Origin of the sequence: Burkholderia sp. RF7-non_BP4 (assembly GCF_001521935.1) — a bacterium.
In the GTDB taxonomy this organism is placed as follows: Bacteria; Pseudomonadota; Gammaproteobacteria; order Burkholderiales; family Burkholderiaceae; genus Burkholderia; species Burkholderia diffusa.
Genome location: NZ_LOTA01000025.1, coordinates 165,574 through 182,159 on the forward strand (window position 1 = coordinate 165,574; position 16,586 = coordinate 182,159).

At 69.7% G+C, this 16,586-nt stretch carries 16 protein-coding genes; 1 reads left to right on the forward strand and 15 read right to left on the reverse strand.

The features are described from left to right. Nucleotides 1-7 precede the first annotated feature (7 nt). The 15 genes from asnB to WS49_RS09095 form a co-directional block, all read right to left on the reverse strand. The gene (asnB, locus tag WS49_RS09025) at nt 8-1,975 is read right to left on the reverse strand and encodes an asparagine synthase (glutamine-hydrolyzing) (protein WP_059526743.1); all 1,968 of its coding nucleotides are present in this window, start codon (nt 1,973-1,975) and stop codon (nt 8-10) included. A 256-nt stretch (nt 1,976-2,231) separates the two neighbouring features. After that, a complete protein-coding gene (locus tag WS49_RS09030; RefSeq protein ID WP_059526746.1) occupies nt 2,232-3,263 on the reverse strand; it encodes an EscU/YscU/HrcU family type III secretion system export apparatus switch protein in 1,032 nt (343 codons plus the stop codon). A 24-nt stretch (nt 3,264-3,287) separates the two neighbouring features. Beyond that, nucleotides 3,288-4,097 carry a type III secretion system export apparatus subunit SctT gene (gene sctT / locus WS49_RS09035; RefSeq protein ID WP_059526749.1) on the reverse strand — a complete coding sequence of 270 codons (810 nt, stop codon included), beginning with the start codon at nt 4,095-4,097 and terminating at the stop codon, nt 3,288-3,290. Further along, nucleotides 4,091-4,765: a hypothetical protein gene (locus WS49_RS09040; RefSeq protein ID WP_059526751.1), complete on the reverse strand. Its 675-nt coding sequence runs from the start codon at nt 4,763-4,765 to the stop codon at nt 4,091-4,093. Before WS49_RS09040 ends, sctT begins: the two co-directional genes overlap by 7 nt. Next, nucleotides 4,758-6,143, reverse strand: a complete 1,386-nt coding sequence (gene sctN, locus WS49_RS09045; RefSeq protein WP_059526754.1) for a type III secretion system ATPase SctN — start codon at nt 6,141-6,143, stop codon at nt 4,758-4,760. Before sctN ends, WS49_RS09040 begins: the two co-directional genes overlap by 8 nt. After that, entirely contained in the window at nt 6,140-6,769 is a 630-nt protein-coding gene (gene sctL, locus WS49_RS09050) for a type III secretion system stator protein SctL (protein ID WP_059526757.1), read from the reverse strand. The genes sctN and sctL overlap by 4 nt, the downstream gene beginning before the upstream one ends. After that, nucleotides 6,751-7,491 (reverse strand): SctK family type III secretion system sorting platform protein, encoded by a 741-nt coding sequence (locus tag WS49_RS09055; RefSeq protein WP_059526760.1) that lies wholly within the window; start codon nt 7,489-7,491, stop codon nt 6,751-6,753. The genes sctL and WS49_RS09055 overlap by 19 nt, the downstream gene beginning before the upstream one ends. Further along, nucleotides 7,488-8,372, reverse strand: a complete 885-nt coding sequence (sctJ, locus tag WS49_RS09060; protein ID WP_059526762.1) for a type III secretion system inner membrane ring lipoprotein SctJ — start codon at nt 8,370-8,372, stop codon at nt 7,488-7,490. Before sctJ ends, WS49_RS09055 begins: the two co-directional genes overlap by 4 nt. Before the next feature lie 53 nt (nt 8,373-8,425). After that, nucleotides 8,426-8,908 carry a hypothetical protein gene (locus WS49_RS09065; protein WP_059527205.1) on the reverse strand — a complete coding sequence of 161 codons (483 nt, stop codon included), beginning with the start codon at nt 8,906-8,908 and terminating at the stop codon, nt 8,426-8,428. A 124-nt stretch (nt 8,909-9,032) separates the two neighbouring features. Further along, nucleotides 9,033-9,254: a hypothetical protein gene (locus WS49_RS09070; RefSeq protein WP_059527208.1), complete on the reverse strand. Its 222-nt coding sequence runs from the start codon at nt 9,252-9,254 to the stop codon at nt 9,033-9,035. Nucleotides 9,255-9,399: 145 nt separating this feature from the next. After that, nucleotides 9,400-10,749, reverse strand: coding sequence for a type III secretion system inner membrane ring subunit SctD (gene sctD / locus WS49_RS09075; RefSeq protein WP_059526765.1), 1,350 nt, complete (start codon nt 10,747-10,749; stop codon nt 9,400-9,402). After that, nucleotides 10,730-12,769, reverse strand: coding sequence for a type III secretion system outer membrane ring subunit SctC (gene sctC, locus WS49_RS09080; RefSeq protein ID WP_059526768.1), 2,040 nt, complete (start codon nt 12,767-12,769; stop codon nt 10,730-10,732). Before sctC ends, sctD begins: the two co-directional genes overlap by 20 nt. After that, nucleotides 12,769-13,047, reverse strand: a complete 279-nt coding sequence (gene sctS / locus WS49_RS09085; RefSeq protein WP_011659215.1) for a type III secretion system export apparatus subunit SctS — start codon at nt 13,045-13,047, stop codon at nt 12,769-12,771. The genes sctC and sctS overlap by 1 nt, the downstream gene beginning before the upstream one ends. Next, nucleotides 13,044-15,257, reverse strand: a complete 2,214-nt coding sequence (gene sctV, locus WS49_RS09090; protein WP_059527211.1) for a type III secretion system export apparatus subunit SctV — start codon at nt 15,255-15,257, stop codon at nt 13,044-13,046. The genes sctS and sctV overlap by 4 nt, the downstream gene beginning before the upstream one ends. Before the next feature lie 238 nt (nt 15,258-15,495). Further along, nucleotides 15,496-16,278, reverse strand: a complete 783-nt coding sequence (locus WS49_RS09095) for a helix-turn-helix transcriptional regulator (protein ID WP_257127679.1) — start codon at nt 16,276-16,278, stop codon at nt 15,496-15,498. Between WS49_RS09095 and WS49_RS36010 the strand changes: the two genes are divergently transcribed. Further along, nucleotides 16,159-16,527 (forward strand): hypothetical protein, encoded by a 369-nt coding sequence (locus WS49_RS36010; protein WP_257127681.1) that lies wholly within the window; start codon nt 16,159-16,161, stop codon nt 16,525-16,527. The genes WS49_RS09095 and WS49_RS36010 overlap by 120 nt on opposite strands. The last annotated feature ends 59 nt before the right edge of the window (nt 16,528-16,586 follow it).

Genomic DNA, 16,586 nt, shown 5'->3' on the forward strand with positions numbered 1-16,586 from the left:
CCGCGCGTTAAGCCGCCCGCTGATGTTCCAGCCACGCCTGGAACATCAGCACCGTCCACAGCTGGTGCTGCCAGTTCATCCGGCCCGCCTGATGCTGGCGCCACAGCCGCTCGACGGCCGCCGCATCGAAGAAGCCCTCGTCGCGCAGCCGCGACGGCTGCAGCAGCGCGTCGGCCCAGTCGCGCAACGCGCCGCGCAGCCAGTGATCGACGGGCGCGCAGAAGCCCTGCTTCGGCCGGTCGATCAGCGCCGGCGGCACGTACCGGTAAAGCAGCCGGCGCAGCAGCGCCTTCGACTGCCCTTCCGGCAAGCGCACCGACGCGGGCAGCCGCCACGCGAATTCGACGACGTGATGGTCGAGGAACGGCATGCGCGTCTCGAGGCTGACCGCCATCGCCGCGCGATCGACCTTCGCGAGGATGTCGGTCGGCAGGTACGTGAGCGTGTCGATCGCCATCGCCTGCTCGGCGAAGCTCAGGTTCGCGGGCCATGCGGACACCGTATCGAGCGGCGTCGGCGGCTCCTGGCCGCTGAGCGCGATGCGCTCCGGATGATGCACCGACGACATCAGCAGCCGGTACAGCCCGATGCGGCTCTCGGCCGTCATCACGTGGCCGAGCTTGTGCAGCCGGTCGCCGATGCGGGTCGCCGAGTCGCGCGCTTCCACACCGCCCCATGCGCCCTGCGCGACCGCCGCGAGCTGGTCCGCGTGATCGGGACGCAGCGCGTGCAGCGCGGCGGCGATCCGCGCGCGCACCGCCGCCGGCACGCGATGCAGCTTGCGCCACAGGCGCGGCGTCAGGAAATAGCGCGTATAGCCGCCGAACAGCTCGTCGCCGCCGTCGCCGGACAGGCTCACCTTCACGTGCCGGCGCGTCAGCTCGGACACGAGGAAGGTCGGAATCTGGGAGGCGTCGGCGAACGGTTCGTCGTAGATCGCCGGCAGCTTCGGCACGACGCCGAGCGCATGGTCGGCCGTCACGTAAAGCTCGGTGTGGCGCGTGCCGAGATGGCGCGCAACCGCCTTCGCGTAGCCGGCTTCGTCGTAACCGGCCTCGTGAAAGCCGATCGTGAACGTGTCGACCGGGTTCGCCGACTGCGCCTGCATCAGCGCGACGATCGCCGACGAATCGATACCGCCCGACAGGAACGCGCCGAGCGGCACGTCGGCTTCCATCTGCCGCGCAACCGCCTGGCGCAGAACCGTGTCGAGCTGCCCGACGGCCTCGTCGGCGCTGCCCTCGAACGGCCGCTCGCGGCCCGCTTCGATCGCCTGCTCGAGCGTCCAGTACGCGCGCACGCGCGGCGTGTCGCGCGCATGCTCGAACTGGATGAAGGTGCCCGGCGGCAGCTTGCTGATGCCGCGATAGATCGTATGCGGCGCCGGCACGCTCGACTGGCGCAGGTACAGGCACAGCGCGTCGCGATCGATCGTGCCGTCAAAGCCCGGATAGCCGCGCAGCGCCTTCAGCTCCGACGCGAACACCAGTGCGTCGCCGATCCGGCCGTAATAGAGCGGCTTCTCGCCGATCCGGTCGCGCGCGAGCGTCAGCACCCGCGACGCGCGATTCCACAGCGCGAACGCGAACATGCCGGTCGCGCGCCGCAGCGTCGCCTCGACGCCCCACGCGACGATCGCCGCGATCAGCACCTCGGTGTCGGAGTGGCCGCGCCATGCCGGGGCGCGCCCCGCGCGCTCGAGCTCCGCGCGCAACTCGCGATGGTTGTAGATTTCGCCGTTGAAGACCATGACGTAGCGGCCGCACGCGGATGCCATCGGCTGCCGGCCGTGGACCGACAGATCGACGATCGCAAGCCGCCGGTGACCGAGCGCGATGCCAGCCTCCGGGTCGACCCAGAGGCCCTGCCCGTCGGGCCCGCGATGCGCGACGCTCGCCGTCATTCGCGCGAGCGTGCCGCGCGCTGTCTCCTCATCGAAGGCGACGCTATTCAGAAAGCCGTCGATTCCGCACATTTGATTTGTCTGCCTCTGTTGACCTGGTCCGTCAGCGGCGGCGCAACCTCGCGGCCCGCCGCCCGGCTGACGGTCGAGCCATATTACGAAGAAATAAATCAGCAATAATTCATGGATGAATGTCGGACAAATCCGGAAAAAAAGCCGCGTCAAGCCCGACGTGCGATCGGCCCGGCAAGCAGGAAAAGGGTCCACATCATTCCGCATCGGCGAACGGCGTGCATGCCGGCGTTCCGGGCCCGGCGTGCCGTACCCGTCATGCCGCGCCGGTCGCCCACTTCAGCAACTGCGCGACCTCGCGGAAATGCTGCTGCTGGATCGTGCCCTTTTCGGGCGTGCTCTCGTACAGCGCGTGCGCGAGGCCGGCGTTCGCGAGCGTCGGGCGCAGCGCGTCGCGCGCGAGCCGCACGATCCGCTCGGCCGCCTCGCCCTCGCCGCGCGCGAGCACCCACGGCAGCGTGCCGATCCCGCCGTAATAGAGCGCAACCGCGACGCTCGACGAATAGACGACCACCGACGCGAAGCCGATCCGGTCCGGCAGCGACGAGAACTGCGCTTCGCGCGCGAGCTGCCGGCGCTTTGCCTCGATGTGCGGATCGCCCTCGTCTTCCTTGTGCTCGCGCCGCACTTCCTCGATCGACATCTTCATCTTCTGGTTGAACTCATGGCGCTGGTGAACGATGTCGATCAGCGCCATCACGATGTAGATCAGCGCGGCCCAGCCGAACAGCAGCATCAGCAGCTTCACGATCAGCGCGAGAATCGACATCGGCCGCGTGAAACCGGACTGCACCGACGGGTCGAGCGACTCGACGATCAGCCAGCCGAGCGTCGCGGCGAGCAGCACGGTCTTCAGCAGCATCTTCGCGAGGTTCACGAGGTTGCGCATCGACCACATGTTCTTCAGCCCCTCGGCCGGGTTGAGCCGCGACAGCTGCGGCACGAGCCGGCTCCACGCCATCACGCCGCCCACCTGCACGAAGCCCGCGAGCAGGCCGGCCAGCAGCCCGGCCGCGACGATCTGCGCGGACAGCAGCGCCCAGTCGCGCGCGGCGCCGTCGACCAGCACCGCGAGCCGGGCGGACGGATCGGCCGCGCCGGCCGCATCGAACACGAGCCGGAACAGCGCCTGCAGCCGCGCGAACAGCGTGCCGAGCCCGACCGCGAGCGCGACGCACACGCCGACGAAGAACGCCGACGAGATCGTCTCCGCGCTCTTCGGCACGTCGCCCTTCTGGCGTGCTTCGCGCAGGCGCTTCGCGGTCGGCTGCTGGTTCTTTTCGGCCATCGTCGCTCCGGTTCCGGCGGGCCGTCACGCGCCGCCGTGCGCGGCGAACAGCGCGCGCAACAGCGCCATCAGCCCGCTGTCGGGGCTCAGCAGCGCATGCAGCGACGCGTACACCACCGGCAGGAACAGCACCATCATCAGCACCGCAAGCGCGCTCTTCACCGGCTGCGCGAACACGAAGATGTTCAGTTGCGGCACCGCGCGCCCGACGAGACCGATGCCGAGCTCCACGAGCACCAGCACGATGATGACGGGCGCGGCGAGCTTCACCATCCATTCGAAGATCGTGTCGGTCTGCCGCACGACGAAGGTCTCGAGCATCGACGAGAAATCGGGGCCGAGCGAGCCGATCGGCCACCACGCGTACGACTGCGCGAACAGTTGCACCAGCACTTGAAGGCCGCCCGCGGTGACGAACAACGCGATCGCGACGAAATTTAGGAAGCCTGACGTCGGGCCGCCCTCGTGGCCGCCCATCGGATCGAAGAACGCGGCGCTGCCGCTGCCGGTCTGGAAATCGATCAGGTAGCCGACGCCCTGGATCGCGAACAGCACCGCGCTGAACGCGCCCGCGAGCAGCATGCCGACCACCGCCTCCTTCGCAACGAGCAGGCACCACATCAGGAACGGCAGCGCGGCGACCTGCGCCGGATCGATCACCGGCGCGACGAACGCGGCGATCACCACCGCGATTCCGTTGCGCACGAGGCCCGTGACGATCTGCTCGTTGAACACCGGCACCACGAACATGACCGGCAGGAGGCGCGGCATCACGTAGAGCAGCGGCCGCAGCGTGCCGGCGATGTCGTTGAAATTCGCGGCGTGGTCTAGCATCGGCGGTCCGCGGCGGCGGGAGGGGTTGCAGCGTCGGCAGCGTCGGCAGCGGTCGAGTCGGCGGTGTCGGCCGCGGCCGTCGCATCCGCATCCGCCGGCCGCGACACCATCTCCGCATCGAATACGGCGGCCATCTCCGGCTGCCCCGCCGCATGCTCCGGCGCATCGCCCGCCCACACGCCGGCTGTCGCGAAACGCCGCACCGCATGCGCATCCGCGACCTCGTCGGCGTCGCGCTCGACCCGCGCGGCGCGCGCCTGCAATGCCTTCTCGCCCGCCTTGTCGAGCTTGTCCTCGGCGGCCTTCGCCTTGCGCGCGGCGCGCTGCAGGTCCGCGAGCGTCGCCTCGTGATTGCGGTGCACGTGCGCGGCTTCGCTGACCGACGCATTCGCGACGCCGATGTGACGATCGAACGTGCGCGTGTCGGCCGCGGCGTTTTGCAGCGCGCGCGCCTCGCGCAGGTCGTCGGCGAGCCGCGTCTGGATCGCGGCCTTCGCCGCGACCTGCCGCGCGAGCTGCGCGTGCGCGGCATCGAGCGCGCGGCGGCTCTGCGCGGCGATGCCCTGCTGGCGCGCGGCCGCCACGCGCGCGATCTGGCTGCGCATCTCGCGCACGCGCTTCAGGCGCGCAAGCGTCGCGAGCACGAGACGGTCGTCGGCTTCAGACATGGTCGTTCGCGAGTTTCGTCAGCTTCGCGAGCAGCGCGTCGAAACGCACGTCCTCGTGCGACGCCTGCGTGCAGAACGCGCCGATCGCATCGCGCGCGCGCAGCGCGAGATCGCCGAGCCGGTCGCTGCCTTCGCGGTACTCGCCAATCTGCACGAGCAGCTCGATCTCCTGGTACTTCGCGATCAGCTCGCGCACGCGCGCGGCCGAGTGCTGATGCGCGCGGCTCGCGACGAGCGGCATCACACGCGACAGGCTCGCGAGCACGTCGATCGCCGGATAGCGGTTCGCGAGCGCGATCTTGCGCGACAGCACGATGTGGCCGTCGAGGATCGAGCGCACTTCCTCGGCGATCGGATCGGATTCCTCATCGCCTTCGACGAGCACCGTGTACAGCGCGGTGATCGATCCGGTCGCGCCCTGCCCCGCGCGTTCGAGCAGGCGCGGCAGCACGGCGAACGTCGACGGCGGGAAGCTGCGCCGCGTCGGCGGCTCGCCGCTCGCGAGACCGACCTCGCGCTGCGCGCGCGCGAAGCGCGTCAGCGAATCGACCAGCAGCAGCACGCGCTTGCCCGCGTCGCGGAAGTGCTCGGCGATCGCGGTCGCGACCAGCGCGGATTTCACGCGCTCCATCGCGGGACGATCGGACGTCGACACGACGACGATCGAGCGCGCGCGCACTTCGGGCGACAGGCTGTGCTCGATGAATTCGCGCACTTCGCGGCCGCGTTCGCCGACCAGCGCGATCACGTTCACGTCGGCCTGCGCGCCGCGCGCGATCATCCCGAGCAGCGTGCTCTTGCCGACGCCGGACGGTGCGAAGATGCCGACGCGCTGGCCGATGCCGAGCGTCATCAGGCCGTCGATCACGCGCACGCCGGTCGGAAACGGCGTGTCGATCATCTTGCGCGCGAGCGGGTTCGGCGGGTCCTGCTGCGTCGACACCCACGCGGCGCCCGTCACGGGCCCGCGATCGTCGAGCGGCCGGCCGAGCCCGTCGAGCACGCGGCCGAACAGCGCTTCGCCGACCGGGAACACGTGCTCGCGCCCGGACGGCACGACGGTCGTCTCCGGCGACAGCCCGGCCACGTCGCCGAGCGGCGTGAGCAGCGTGGTCTGCCGCGAGAAGCCGACCACTTCGGCGAGCAGCGTCGGCTGGTTCGGCGTGCGCAGTTCGCAGATCTCGCCGAGCCGCGCGCGGATGCCGGTCGCGTTGAGGATCTGCCCGACCGCGTGATTGACGCGGCCCTGCACCGACACCGGCGAGAAAAATGCGAGCCCCGCGTCGAGGTCGCCGACGAGGCGGCCGCGATCGAACGGCGCGGCATCGTCGTCGCTGTCGCCGCCGAACGACTGCGGATCGTCGAGCGGCGTGTTCATCGCGACGTGCCCTTCAGCGCATCGCGGCGGATCGCCTGGCGCAGCGCGTCGATCTGCAGGTCGAGGCTCGCGTCGATGCGCCCGGATGGCGTCTCGACCGTGCACGCGTGGCGTTCGAGCTGGGCGTCCTCGACGATGCGGATCCGTTGCCGATTCGACTGGCCGGCGAATGCGCGGTCGAGCGCGTCGCGCATCTCGTCCTCGCGGCCCGGCGCGACCCGCACGATCAGGAATGCCTCGTCGCGCACGAGCGGCGCGATCCGCGCGAGCGCGGCCTCGTAGAGCTTCTGCGTGCCCATCTCGCCGACGATCGCGCGCACGGCCTTCACGACGATGTCGGCCATCGAATCCTTCATCGACTCCATCGTGCGCGCGGCGGCCAGCGCCTGCGTGTACGCCTGCGCCGCATGCTCGCGCTGCGCGCGGCGCATGCCTTCGTCGTAGCCCGCCGCCTGGCGCTTGTCGAATTCGCGCTGCGCATCGGCGACGATGCGCGCGGCCTCGTCGCGCGCGGTCGCGATCACCGCGGACGCGTCGAGCAGCGCCGCGTATTCGCGCTCCTTGAGCACCTTGCGCTCCGACAGCAGCTGCAGGTTGTCGCTCGTGATCAGAAAAGCCAGTCCCATGACGCAAGCCTCTCGGGAATCAGAAACAGGAACAGCAATTCGCCGAACTGGTCGCGCTGCGCGCGGTTCAGCCAGTACGGCGCTTCGTCGTCGATCGCGCGGTTGAATTTCAGGCGCGCGCGCCGCGCGACCGCGTCGCCGGCCACGCCGATGAAATCCGCGAGCAGCCGCCCGCCGCGCGCGCGGATCACCACCGGCAGTGCGGCCGGATCGGCACGCCACGGTTCGAGCGTGTCCGTGAGCGCGCCGAATTCCGGCGCGCGCTCGAGCGCGAGTTCCAGCGCGTCGCCGCCGAGCTTCGCCGCGATTTCCGCGCGAATGCGGCGCGCGGTCAGCGCGTCGCGCAGCCAGCCGCGATGCAGCAGCAGCCCCGCATACGACGCAAGCTGCTCGAGCGCCGCGCCGGGCAGCAGCGCGAGCCGCGCACACGGGTTGGCGACGTCGAAGTCGTGATGCGCGGCCACGTCGTTCGCGTCGAGCAGATGGCGCGCAAGCAGCTTGCGGCCGGCCGGGCCGAACGCGTCGGGCGAGCGATAGCGCGCGGGCCACTCGGCCGGCACGCGCGTCACGTGCAGATAGCGGTCGGGCCGCAGGTTGAATTCGCAAACGAGCGCGTGAAACGCCGCGAGCCGCGCGGGCGGCGGCGGCGCGAGCGGGTGCAGCCACGGCAGCGGCGCGGCATCGGGCCTGGCACCCGGCGGCAGCGCGGCGTGTTCGATCATGCGCCGTCGCGCGCGCCGTCCGGCGCGCGCAGGCCGCCGCCCGACGACGCGGACGCACCGCCGGCCCCGTTCGCGCCGCGCGGCGTGCCGACCAGCCCGGCCAGCCGGGCGCCGAACATCCCGCGCCGCGCGGCCGACAGCGCGATCACCGCGCAGGTCAGCAGGATCAGCGCGAACACCAGCCAGCCGAGCGGCGAGCGCAGCCGCAGCACGTCCGACACCGCGCTGCCGATGCCGTCCACGCGCGTCGCGCGCGCGGCGGCCGGCTGCAGGAACAGCGACACGTTGTCGTACTGCAGCCCTTCGATGCTGTGCGCGACGAGATCCTTGACCATCGGCGCCATCGCGCGCAGGTCCACGCCGGGCCGGTAGCGGATGTACACGGCCGCCGACGACGGCTTGATCTTGTCCGCGAGCGGATCGTTTTCCGGAATCACGACCTGCACGCGCGCGACCACCACGCCCTCGATGTCCTGGAGCGTGCGCGACAGGTCCTGCGACACGCCGTACAGGTAGCGCACGCGCTCCTCGGCCGGCGTCGACACGAGCCCCTGCTTCTGGAACAGCTCGCCGAGGCTCGCATAGCTCGGCTTCGGCAGCCCGTTCGCCTGCAGCACGGTGAGCGCCGACTGCATGTCGCCGTCCGCGACGCTCACCTGCCAGGCGTTGCGATCCGACGTGTCGCGCGCGTCGTTGTCCTTCGACGCGCTGATGCCCGCATCGCCGAGCACGGCGACCATCTGGTTCGCGTCGCGCTCCGACAGGCCGGAGTACAGCTCCTTCTGGCAGCCGGCCAGCAGCGCGAGCAGTCCCGCGAGCAGCGCTCGCGCTGCCCGGCTGCGCCACGCATGCATGCGCGGCGTCGAATCGATCGTCGTCATCGTTTGTCCGCTTCAGGGCGCGCGGCCGCTTCGGGCACACGCACCGGCCTTCGTCACTCCTGCGTCTTCAGCACCGTGTGCGTGAAGCCGTTCGCCGCCTGCGCGACCGACAGGCTCAACTGGTATTCGGAAATCGTGGTGGTCGCCGTCCACTGGAAATCCATCGCCTTCACCATCGTCATCAGCGGATCGCTGCGGTTGTCCGCCATCGACGTCAGCATCTCGGTGCGATGCTTGTCGATGTTCGCGTACCGCGTGTCGAGATCGTTGCCGTATGTGCGCAACCGCTCGACCAGCGACGAATGGTTCGCCTGCGCGGGTGTCGCGGGCGTCATCTGCACCGCCGGCGCCGCATCGGCCGGCGCGCGCGACATCGCGACGCCCGACGCCGACGGCGACGCCGCGGCCGCACCCGGCTGCATCAACGCATCGAACTGGCGCACCTGCGCCGGATCGGACGCCGTGCCCGCCTGCTGCACGGCGCCCGCGAGCGCGGCCGCGCCCGGCGGCGCCGCGCCTACGCCTGTTACCGACATGATCGTGTCCTCCTTGACCGGCAGAGCCGGGAACGAGCCGGCCGGCACGCGTACACGCCCCGCCGGGCGCCCGTCATGGGCGGCCCGGGCATGTGGCGTCGCGCGGCGCGGCCGGCGACCGGCTTCATGCGCGGCCGGCGGAACTCAGGTGTTGCGCAACCTGGGCGTTCGCCGTCCCTTCCTGCGCGGTTACTGCGTTGCTGGTTTCGAACGTCGCGGTCGACTGCTGAACCTGGAAGTTGATCTTCGTCAGTTCGAGCTGCGTCTTGGTCAGGTCGTCCGCCTGCTGCTGAACCTGGGTCGTGTCGTTCGGACCACCCGCGCTACCTGCTGCCGAGGCACCCATATTTCGCTCCTTTTGCGTGAAGAACGTCATCCACTTTCCGGCGGCGGCCCCATGCCCCGCCGGCGACGTGACGCGCCGCATGCATGCGGCGTGTCGCGTAATGCGCGCACCGCGCGACGCGCGATGCGCAAATCCTGTCGCGACGCTAGTGCGCCGCCTCCTTCGATGCACCGGCGGCCGCGACAGCCGGCGTCGCCGGCGCATCCTGCGGCAGCGTCGGGCCCGGCACCGGCTGCGCGACGCCGGCCGCCGCGCCGCTCGCGAGCGGCGGCACGGGCGGCGCCGGCGCCCGCTCGGGCGCGCTCGCGGACGCGCCGCCAAGCGGCATCGTGATGCGCTGGCCGTTGCGCTCGAACACGACTTCGTCCGGACCGATCGACACGACGGTCGGCCCTTCCTTCAGCCGCGCGCCTTCGAAATAGCGGCTGCCGTCGGCCGTCTCGATGTAGCGCTGGTCGCCGTCGCCCGCGAATACCGTCGTGATCTCCGGAATCCCCGCGACGCCGCCGAGCGTCGTCGCGGTGCGCGGCGCGGCGGCATCGGCGTCGCGCACGTGGTCGACCACCTCGAGCGCCGGACGCGCATCCTTCATGTAGTTGCGGATTCGCGGCTCGATCTGCGCGCGCTCGGCCGCGCCCGTCAATTCGATCCGGCCGCGGCCGAGATAGGTGACCGTCAGTGCCGTGTCGCTGAAATACGTCTGCGCGGTCGCGACGAGATCGCTGACCACGTAGATGTTGCCGAGCGCCGCGTTGTCGACGCCCGCGACGATCTGCGCGACGCGTTCCCGCGCGGCCGGGTCGCTCACGTAGCCCGACACGATCACGCCGTCGTCGCGCGGCGCGACGGCGAGCTCCGGATACGCGTGCAGCAGTTGCTGCAGCCGGTGCGTGCGTGCGAGCACCGACTCGTGCTGCCACGGCAGGCGCCCCGACCACGCGACGAAGCCGTAACCGAGCGCGCCGAGCAGCACGCCGATCCACAGCGCGACGACCGCGATCACGAGCCGCCGGCTGCCGAGACGTCGCAGCCCGCCGGTGAGCCAGCCGAGCCACGCGGCCTCGCGCGCGGCGTCCTGCGTGTCGGCCTCGTCGGGCACCGCGACGCTCGCCTGCGCATGACGCGCGATGCCGAGCTTGATCGAGCCGACCGTCACGACGTCCTGCGGCGTCATCGAGCGGCGACCCGCGCCGAGCGGCTCGTCGTTGAACAGCACGGGCGCCCCGCCGTCGCCGCCGTGGTTCTGCACCGTCACCGCGAGCGCGCCGACCTGCAGGCACACCTGTTTCGCGCCGATCTCGCGATCGGGCAGGATCACTTCGCAGTCGGCCGCGGTGCCGACCCAGTTCGCGCCGCGCGCGAGCGACATCGTGCGGCCGTACATCGGCCCGCTGAGGAAGCACAGGTTCCACGGCGACGCGAGCGCGGCCGATCCGGCCGCGCCGCCGCCGGGCAATGCGCCGTCGCCATGCGGGTCAATGATGGTCGTCGACATGAGTGGGCGCTCCTGCGGTCGTCGCCACGGGCTGCGCGGCCGAATCCTTCGGCGGCGGCAGCGCGGGCGGGCCGAACTTCGTGCCGGGCAGCGGCGCGGGCGTGAGCGGCACCGCGATGTCGTTGTCCGGCGGGCGATACATCGACGTGCCGTTCGAACCGGCCGGCTCGTCGGCGCCCGGATTCACCGGCGAGCCGTCCGGCGCGTACATCGACGCGGTCGTCACCACGCGCGGCGTCAGCAAATAGAACCGCTCCATGTGGTTGCCCGACTTGTCGGTGTACTTGAACAGGTTGCCGATCAGCGGGATGTCGGACAGCCACGGCACGCCGCTCTTGTTGAGCCGCACCTCGTCGTCGTTGAAGCCCGCGATCAGCAGGCTCTTGCCTTCGTCGATCATCGTCTTGGTGACGATGTTGCGCTGCTGGATCACCGGCACGTTCGACACGGCCTGGCCCGGCACGATGTTGCCGTCCTGGATGTCGATCGACATCATCACGCTCTGCGGGTTACCCGACACGGCGGCCGCATTGCGGATCGCCTCGTCGACGATCATCGGCGTCACCTTGATGCTGGTGCCGGTCGTCACGCTGTACAGCGACGAATCCTGGTAGCCCTGCACCTGTACGTAGAACTGCGTAAGATTCTCGAGAATGGCCTCGGTGTTGTCGAGCGCGAGCACCTTCGGCTTCGAGCGCAGCTGCGCCTGCCCCTTCTGCGCGAGCGCGTTCACGCGGGTGAGCAGATAGTTGCGCAACGAGCCGCCGATCGACGCGGTCAGCGCGATGCCGGTCGGCATGAAGGCGCCGGTCTGCCCGGTTTCCGACGTGCCGATGCCGAACGTCAGCGGCGGATTGCCGGCGCCGTTGAACTGCGTGTTGCCGTTCAGCGGGTTCTGGCCGTTGCCGATCTGCACGTCGCCGTGCGTCGTGTGCAGACGCCAGTCGATCCCGAGGCTGTCGAGCGAATCCTCGTTGATGTCGATGATCGTCACGTTGATCTCGACGATGCGCGGCCGCTCGTCGAGCTGGTTGATCAGCGACTGGTAGCGGTACATGTTCTCCGGCAGGTCGCGCACGATCACCGCGTTGATCGCCGGATCGGCGACGATCTGCGGCAGCGTGTCGCCACCGCCGCCGCTCGAGAACGGCGAGAAGCCGCCCGCGCTGCCGTCCGCACCGCCGTAGCCGCCCTGGCGCGGGCCGCCGGACATGTCCGGGAAGTCGAGCCGCGGCACCGCGATCGTCAGCCCCGAGCCGAGCTTCACCTGACGCGCGGCCTGCCCGAGCGGCGTGCTCGACGGCAGTTCGCTCGTGCCGCCGCCCTTGCCGAACAGCCGGCGCAGGATCGTCGCGACGCCCGGCACCGTCACTTCCTTGCCCGAGCGGTTGATCGTGAAATCGGACGCCCAGCCGTACCTGAGCCGGAACGCGCGGATGTCCGCATGCGCGCCGTTCGCCGACGGGTCGCCGACCGAGCCGACCGCCTGCCGCACGAGCTCCACGTAGCGGCGCGGGCCGGCCACGTACACGCTGTTCGCGCGGTCGTTGATCACGAGCGTGTAGCGCTTGTCGGGAATCTGCATCGCCTGCAGCGAGCGGCCGATCTCGCCAGCCGCGTTCGGCGGAATCGGGATCATCTGCGTCTGCGACTGGTCGGCCGGATCGACGTACAGGAACGAGCCGTCGTAGTACCACGTGAGCCCGTAGGTCGAGCAGATCGTGTCGAGCGTCTGCTGCGGCGTGCCCGAGAAGCGGCCGCTGATCACGCCGTCGACCTTCGGATCGACCACGGCCGTCACGCCCTGCGACGATGCGAGCTCGCGAATGAAGTCGCCGATCTTCTTGCCGTTCGCGACGATCGTGAACGGCTTGTTGCGCCAGCGCAGGTCCGCCGCGCGCGCCGGATGCGCGACCGTCATGCACAGCGATGCCGTGAGCAGCGCGGTCGCGCACATGGCGAGCGCGGCCCGTTGCAGGCGGCGCGGTTGAAACCGGATCGGGGTGACGCGTCGACGCATCAAAGCACTCCTGAGGAAGAAACGAACATGCGTTCAAGCGCCTGTTGCGCGAATCGCAGCACCTCGCTGCCGAGCCAGCCCGACAGCAGCACGAGCGCGACCATCACGGCGATCAGCCGCACCGCGATGCCGATGTTGGCGTCCTGCACCTGCGTGACCGCTTGCAGGATCGCGACCACGAGGCCGGTGACGGTGGCGATCAGCACGATCGGCAGCGACAGCAGCAGCACGAGCATCAGCGCCTGCCGGGTCAGGTCGAGGATCGTCGAGCTCGTCATTGCGCGACTCCCGGCGCGCGCACGCCGGCGCCCGCGCCGAGCGTGCCGTCGTCGGGCGGGTTCTTCACCCAGCCGACCGTATGCAGCTGCACGTCCTCCTCGACCTCCTGGTACGACAGCACCGCGAGTTCGGGCAGCACCGGCTGCAGGATCGTCTTCACGTAGCGGCGCGCGCCGAGCGCGACCATCACCGCGAGCCGCGCGGCGCCCTGCGGGCTGCCGTGGCCGCCCGCGCCGGCCGCCTGCGCCGACGTCGCGGCCTGCACGATCGCGCGCACCTGTTCGCCGATGTCCTGCTTGATCGCGCTCGACAGCGCGAGGAAATTGCCCTGCTTCGTGCGCATTACCGCGTTCTCGATCCGCTCCTGCAGGTTCTGCTCGAACAGCACGACGCGCAGCTGCCGCGTCGCGCCCGCATGCCGATCGGTGATCATCCGGCGCAGGTCGACGCGCACCAGCTCGACCAGCGCGATCACGTCGTCGGGTTCGTTCGGCGCCCACGTGATCAGGCTTTCGAAAATCACGCGCAGGTTGCGGATCGGAACCTGTTCGGCAAGCAGCCGGCGCAGCACCTCGGTCACGCGCTGCAGCGGCACGAGCCGCGTCAGTTCGCCGACGAGTTCGGGATGCTCGCGGCGCACCAGGTGCACGAGCGCCTGCGTTTCCTGGATGCCGAGCAGTTCGTCCGCATGCTGGCGCACGATCTGTTCGACGTGCGCGGCGAGCGCGCCTTCGCTCGTCAGCCACTTGCCGTCCGGCGCCGCGCCGTCGGGCTTGATCCACAGCGCGGTCGCGAACGGGCCGAACGCCTCGGCCGGCTGGCGCTCCGCGCGCTCGGGCAGCGGCGCGACGCCGTCCCACAGCAGCCAGCCCGGCTTCAGCGCGCCATGCGCGGCGAGCACGTCCTGGAGATAGATCCGGTACGTGCCGGCCGCCGCGCCCTCGTCGTCGTTCAGCGTGATGCGCGGAAACACCGTGCCGATATCCGCGTCGACGCGCGCCTTCGCGCTCGACAGCGCGGTCTGCAGCTGCGCGAGGTTCAGCGTCGTGCGCAGGTCGTCCGACAGCGAGACCGCGATCAGCGACGTCACGCCCGCCGCATGCGACACCTTCGCGGGCTGGCCGTCGTCGGTCGCGCCGATGCGGCCCGCGATATGAATCAGGTTGAAGCTCGGCGCGGTCGTCTTGCGCTTCAGCTGCGTGAATGCGAACGCGCCGAGGCCGAACGCGATCAGCGCGAACGACCACTTCGGAAAACCGGGCACGACGAGGAAGCCGGCCAGCACCAGCGCCGCGATCAGCAGCGCGCGCGGATGCGCGCCGAGCTGCTCGCCCAGTTGTTCGCCGAGCTGGCGCTGCCGCGTGTCGCGCGTCGCGACGCGCGTCGTCACGATGCCGGCCGCGATCGACACCAGCAGCGACGGGATCTGCGACGCCATCCCGTCGCCGACCGTCAGGATCGCGTAACGTTGCAGCGCCTCGCCGATGTCCATGCCGTGCATCAGCGTGCCGACCGCGATGCCCGCGACGATGTTGATGAACGCGATCACGAGGCCCGCGATCGCGTCGCCCTTCACGAACTTCATCGCGCCGTCCATCGCGCCGTGCATCTGCGATTCCTGTTCGAGCTTCTCGCGACGCTCGCGCGCTTCGTCGGCGCTGATGATCCCCGCGCGCAGGTCCGCGTCGATGCTCATCTGCTTGCCCGGCATCGCGTCGAGCGAGAAGCGCGCGCCGACTTCGGCGACCCGCTCGGAGCCCTTCGCGATCACGATGAACTGCACGACGGCGATCACGAGGAACACCACGCCGCCCACCACGACGTTGTTGCCGACCACGAGCCGGCCGAACGCGTCGATCACGTGGCCCGCGTTCGCGTGCAACAGGATCAGCTTGCACGACGCGATGTTCAGCGCGAGCCGGAACAGGGTCGTAAACAGCAGCAGCGCGGGAAACGACGAGAAGCTGACCGCCGAAGGCACGTAGGTCGACACCGTCAGTAACACGACGCTCGCGGCAAGGTTCAGCGAAATCATCCCGTCGAGCGCGGCTTGCGGCAGCGGCAGGATGAACAGCGCGACCACCGACACGATGAACGCGGCGAGAAACAGGTCGGCGCGCGGCGATGCCCCGAGACGTCGCCCGGACACGCTGCGGCCGGCGGAAAAGATCCGCTGCCAGTCGCGAGGGAGCGCCTTCGGTTCTGCCATCGTGCCGTCGTCCTGTCGTTGTCGCCGCCGGGCACGGGCCGTCATGCCCCGTGTCGCGCGGACCGTTGAATGGGACGAGTGTAGCGACGCGACACCGCGCAAAAAGGGATGCGCCTCGTAGCGGCGCGGCGGTTTTCCGATGACGATCCGATCCGACTACGAAACCCGGCGGCGCCTGCTCGCGCGCGTCGCCGGAACCGCTTCCATCGCGCGGCGTGCGCCGCGCGCGCAGACAGGGTCAGGACTCCAGACGGCGTGCGGCGAGATACGCGAGCTGCGCGCGATTCTGGACGTTGAAGAGTTTTTCGAGCGAACGGATATGGTGACCGACCTTGTGCAGCGACGTGCGCAGCGCGCTCGCGATCTCCTGGTCGGACAGCCCGCGCACGAGGCGCTCGAGCACCTCCTGCTGCTCGTCGCCGAGCGCGAAGCCGCGCATGCGCGCGATGCGCGCCTCGAGAAACGGCAGCGCGACGCGATGCACGGCGAGGCTCACCGACAGCGCGCCGCCGATCACGCGATCGTCGATCCACTCGGTGCCGTGCGCTTCCGACGTCACGTTCACCGCGACGCGCAAGTCGAGCCGCGGCGCCGACAGGCTGAAAATCACGCCGCTGTTCATTGCATGCGCACGCAGATGGCCTGCCAGCGCGAGCACCTTGCGGTCGCCGCTGCCCTGCGCGGCCGACTCGATCTCGTCGAGCCGCCACGCGACCGGAAAGCCGCTCTGCCGCACCTGCGCGAAACGCGGATCGCTCTCGTAGAGCATGCCCTCGATATACGGCTGCATGAACGTCGCGGGCGCGAGATCGCGCAGCAGATGCGCGCACAGAATGCGCCGCCCGATCATTTCATACGCGCCGTAACCGAGCGTGCTGAAACCGATTTGCCGCAATCGGGAATGGCATTGGGCGAAATCGACAGGCGCAAGGTCGGATTTACCTGGCGCGATTTGAATGCCGGTAAAAACGTCACGCTCGATTGCATGAATTTCTTTCGAATAAGCGGCGGCGACCGCGATATCGGCCTGCGAAAACCACTCGACGCGTGGCGCGTCGTCAGCATATGTCATGAGGAGCCCACCCTTTCCCAATATGTGAACCTGCCCCGTCACGATCTGGTCTTTTCTTTATGTTTTTCTGGTTGTCTCTATACCGGTGCGAATATGAACCTTTCGCCCGAATTAGTATTACGGCATATTACGCGTACACAGGCATTTTTGTACAATGCCCCCGCGTTTCGTCTGGATGATGATCTGCGCATATCATAAAGATGCTCGATCGCATCGTCGCGAACACCGTGCACGACACGGCTGCCGCCACGCGATGC

What these genes read in the sequence shown, in the direction of transcription:
- WS49_RS36010 (WP_257127681.1), top strand. Translation starts at nt 16,159, where the DNA reads ATGGCATTGGGCGAAATCGACAGGCGCAAGGTCGGATTTACCTGGCGC.
- WS49_RS09030 (WP_059526746.1), bottom strand. Translation starts at nt 3,263, where the DNA reads ATGGCCGAAAAGAACCAGCAGCCGACCGCGAAGCGCCTGCGCGAAGCA.
- WS49_RS09070 (WP_059527208.1), bottom strand. Translation starts at nt 9,254, where the DNA reads ATGGGTGCCTCGGCAGCAGGTAGCGCGGGTGGTCCGAACGACACGACC.
- sctT (WP_059526749.1), bottom strand. Translation starts at nt 4,097, where the DNA reads ATGCTAGACCACGCCGCGAATTTCAACGACATCGCCGGCACGCTGCGG.
- WS49_RS09040 (WP_059526751.1), bottom strand. Translation starts at nt 4,765, where the DNA reads ATGTCTGAAGCCGACGACCGTCTCGTGCTCGCGACGCTTGCGCGCCTG.
- sctN (WP_059526754.1), bottom strand. Translation starts at nt 6,143, where the DNA reads ATGAACACGCCGCTCGACGATCCGCAGTCGTTCGGCGGCGACAGCGAC.
- sctV (WP_059527211.1), bottom strand. Translation starts at nt 15,257, where the DNA reads ATGGCAGAACCGAAGGCGCTCCCTCGCGACTGGCAGCGGATCTTTTCC.
- sctC (WP_059526768.1), bottom strand. Translation starts at nt 12,769, where the DNA reads ATGCGTCGACGCGTCACCCCGATCCGGTTTCAACCGCGCCGCCTGCAA.
- WS49_RS09065 (WP_059527205.1), bottom strand. Translation starts at nt 8,908, where the DNA reads ATGTCGGTAACAGGCGTAGGCGCGGCGCCGCCGGGCGCGGCCGCGCTC.
- sctJ (WP_059526762.1), bottom strand. Translation starts at nt 8,372, where the DNA reads ATGACGACGATCGATTCGACGCCGCGCATGCATGCGTGGCGCAGCCGG.
- sctL (WP_059526757.1), bottom strand. Translation starts at nt 6,769, where the DNA reads ATGGGACTGGCTTTTCTGATCACGAGCGACAACCTGCAGCTGCTGTCG.
- sctS (WP_011659215.1), bottom strand. Translation starts at nt 13,047, where the DNA reads ATGACGAGCTCGACGATCCTCGACCTGACCCGGCAGGCGCTGATGCTC.
- sctD (WP_059526765.1), bottom strand. Translation starts at nt 10,749, where the DNA reads ATGTCGACGACCATCATTGACCCGCATGGCGACGGCGCATTGCCCGGC.
- asnB (WP_059526743.1), bottom strand. Translation starts at nt 1,975, where the DNA reads ATGTGCGGAATCGACGGCTTTCTGAATAGCGTCGCCTTCGATGAGGAG.
- WS49_RS09055 (WP_059526760.1), bottom strand. Translation starts at nt 7,491, where the DNA reads ATGATCGAACACGCCGCGCTGCCGCCGGGTGCCAGGCCCGATGCCGCG.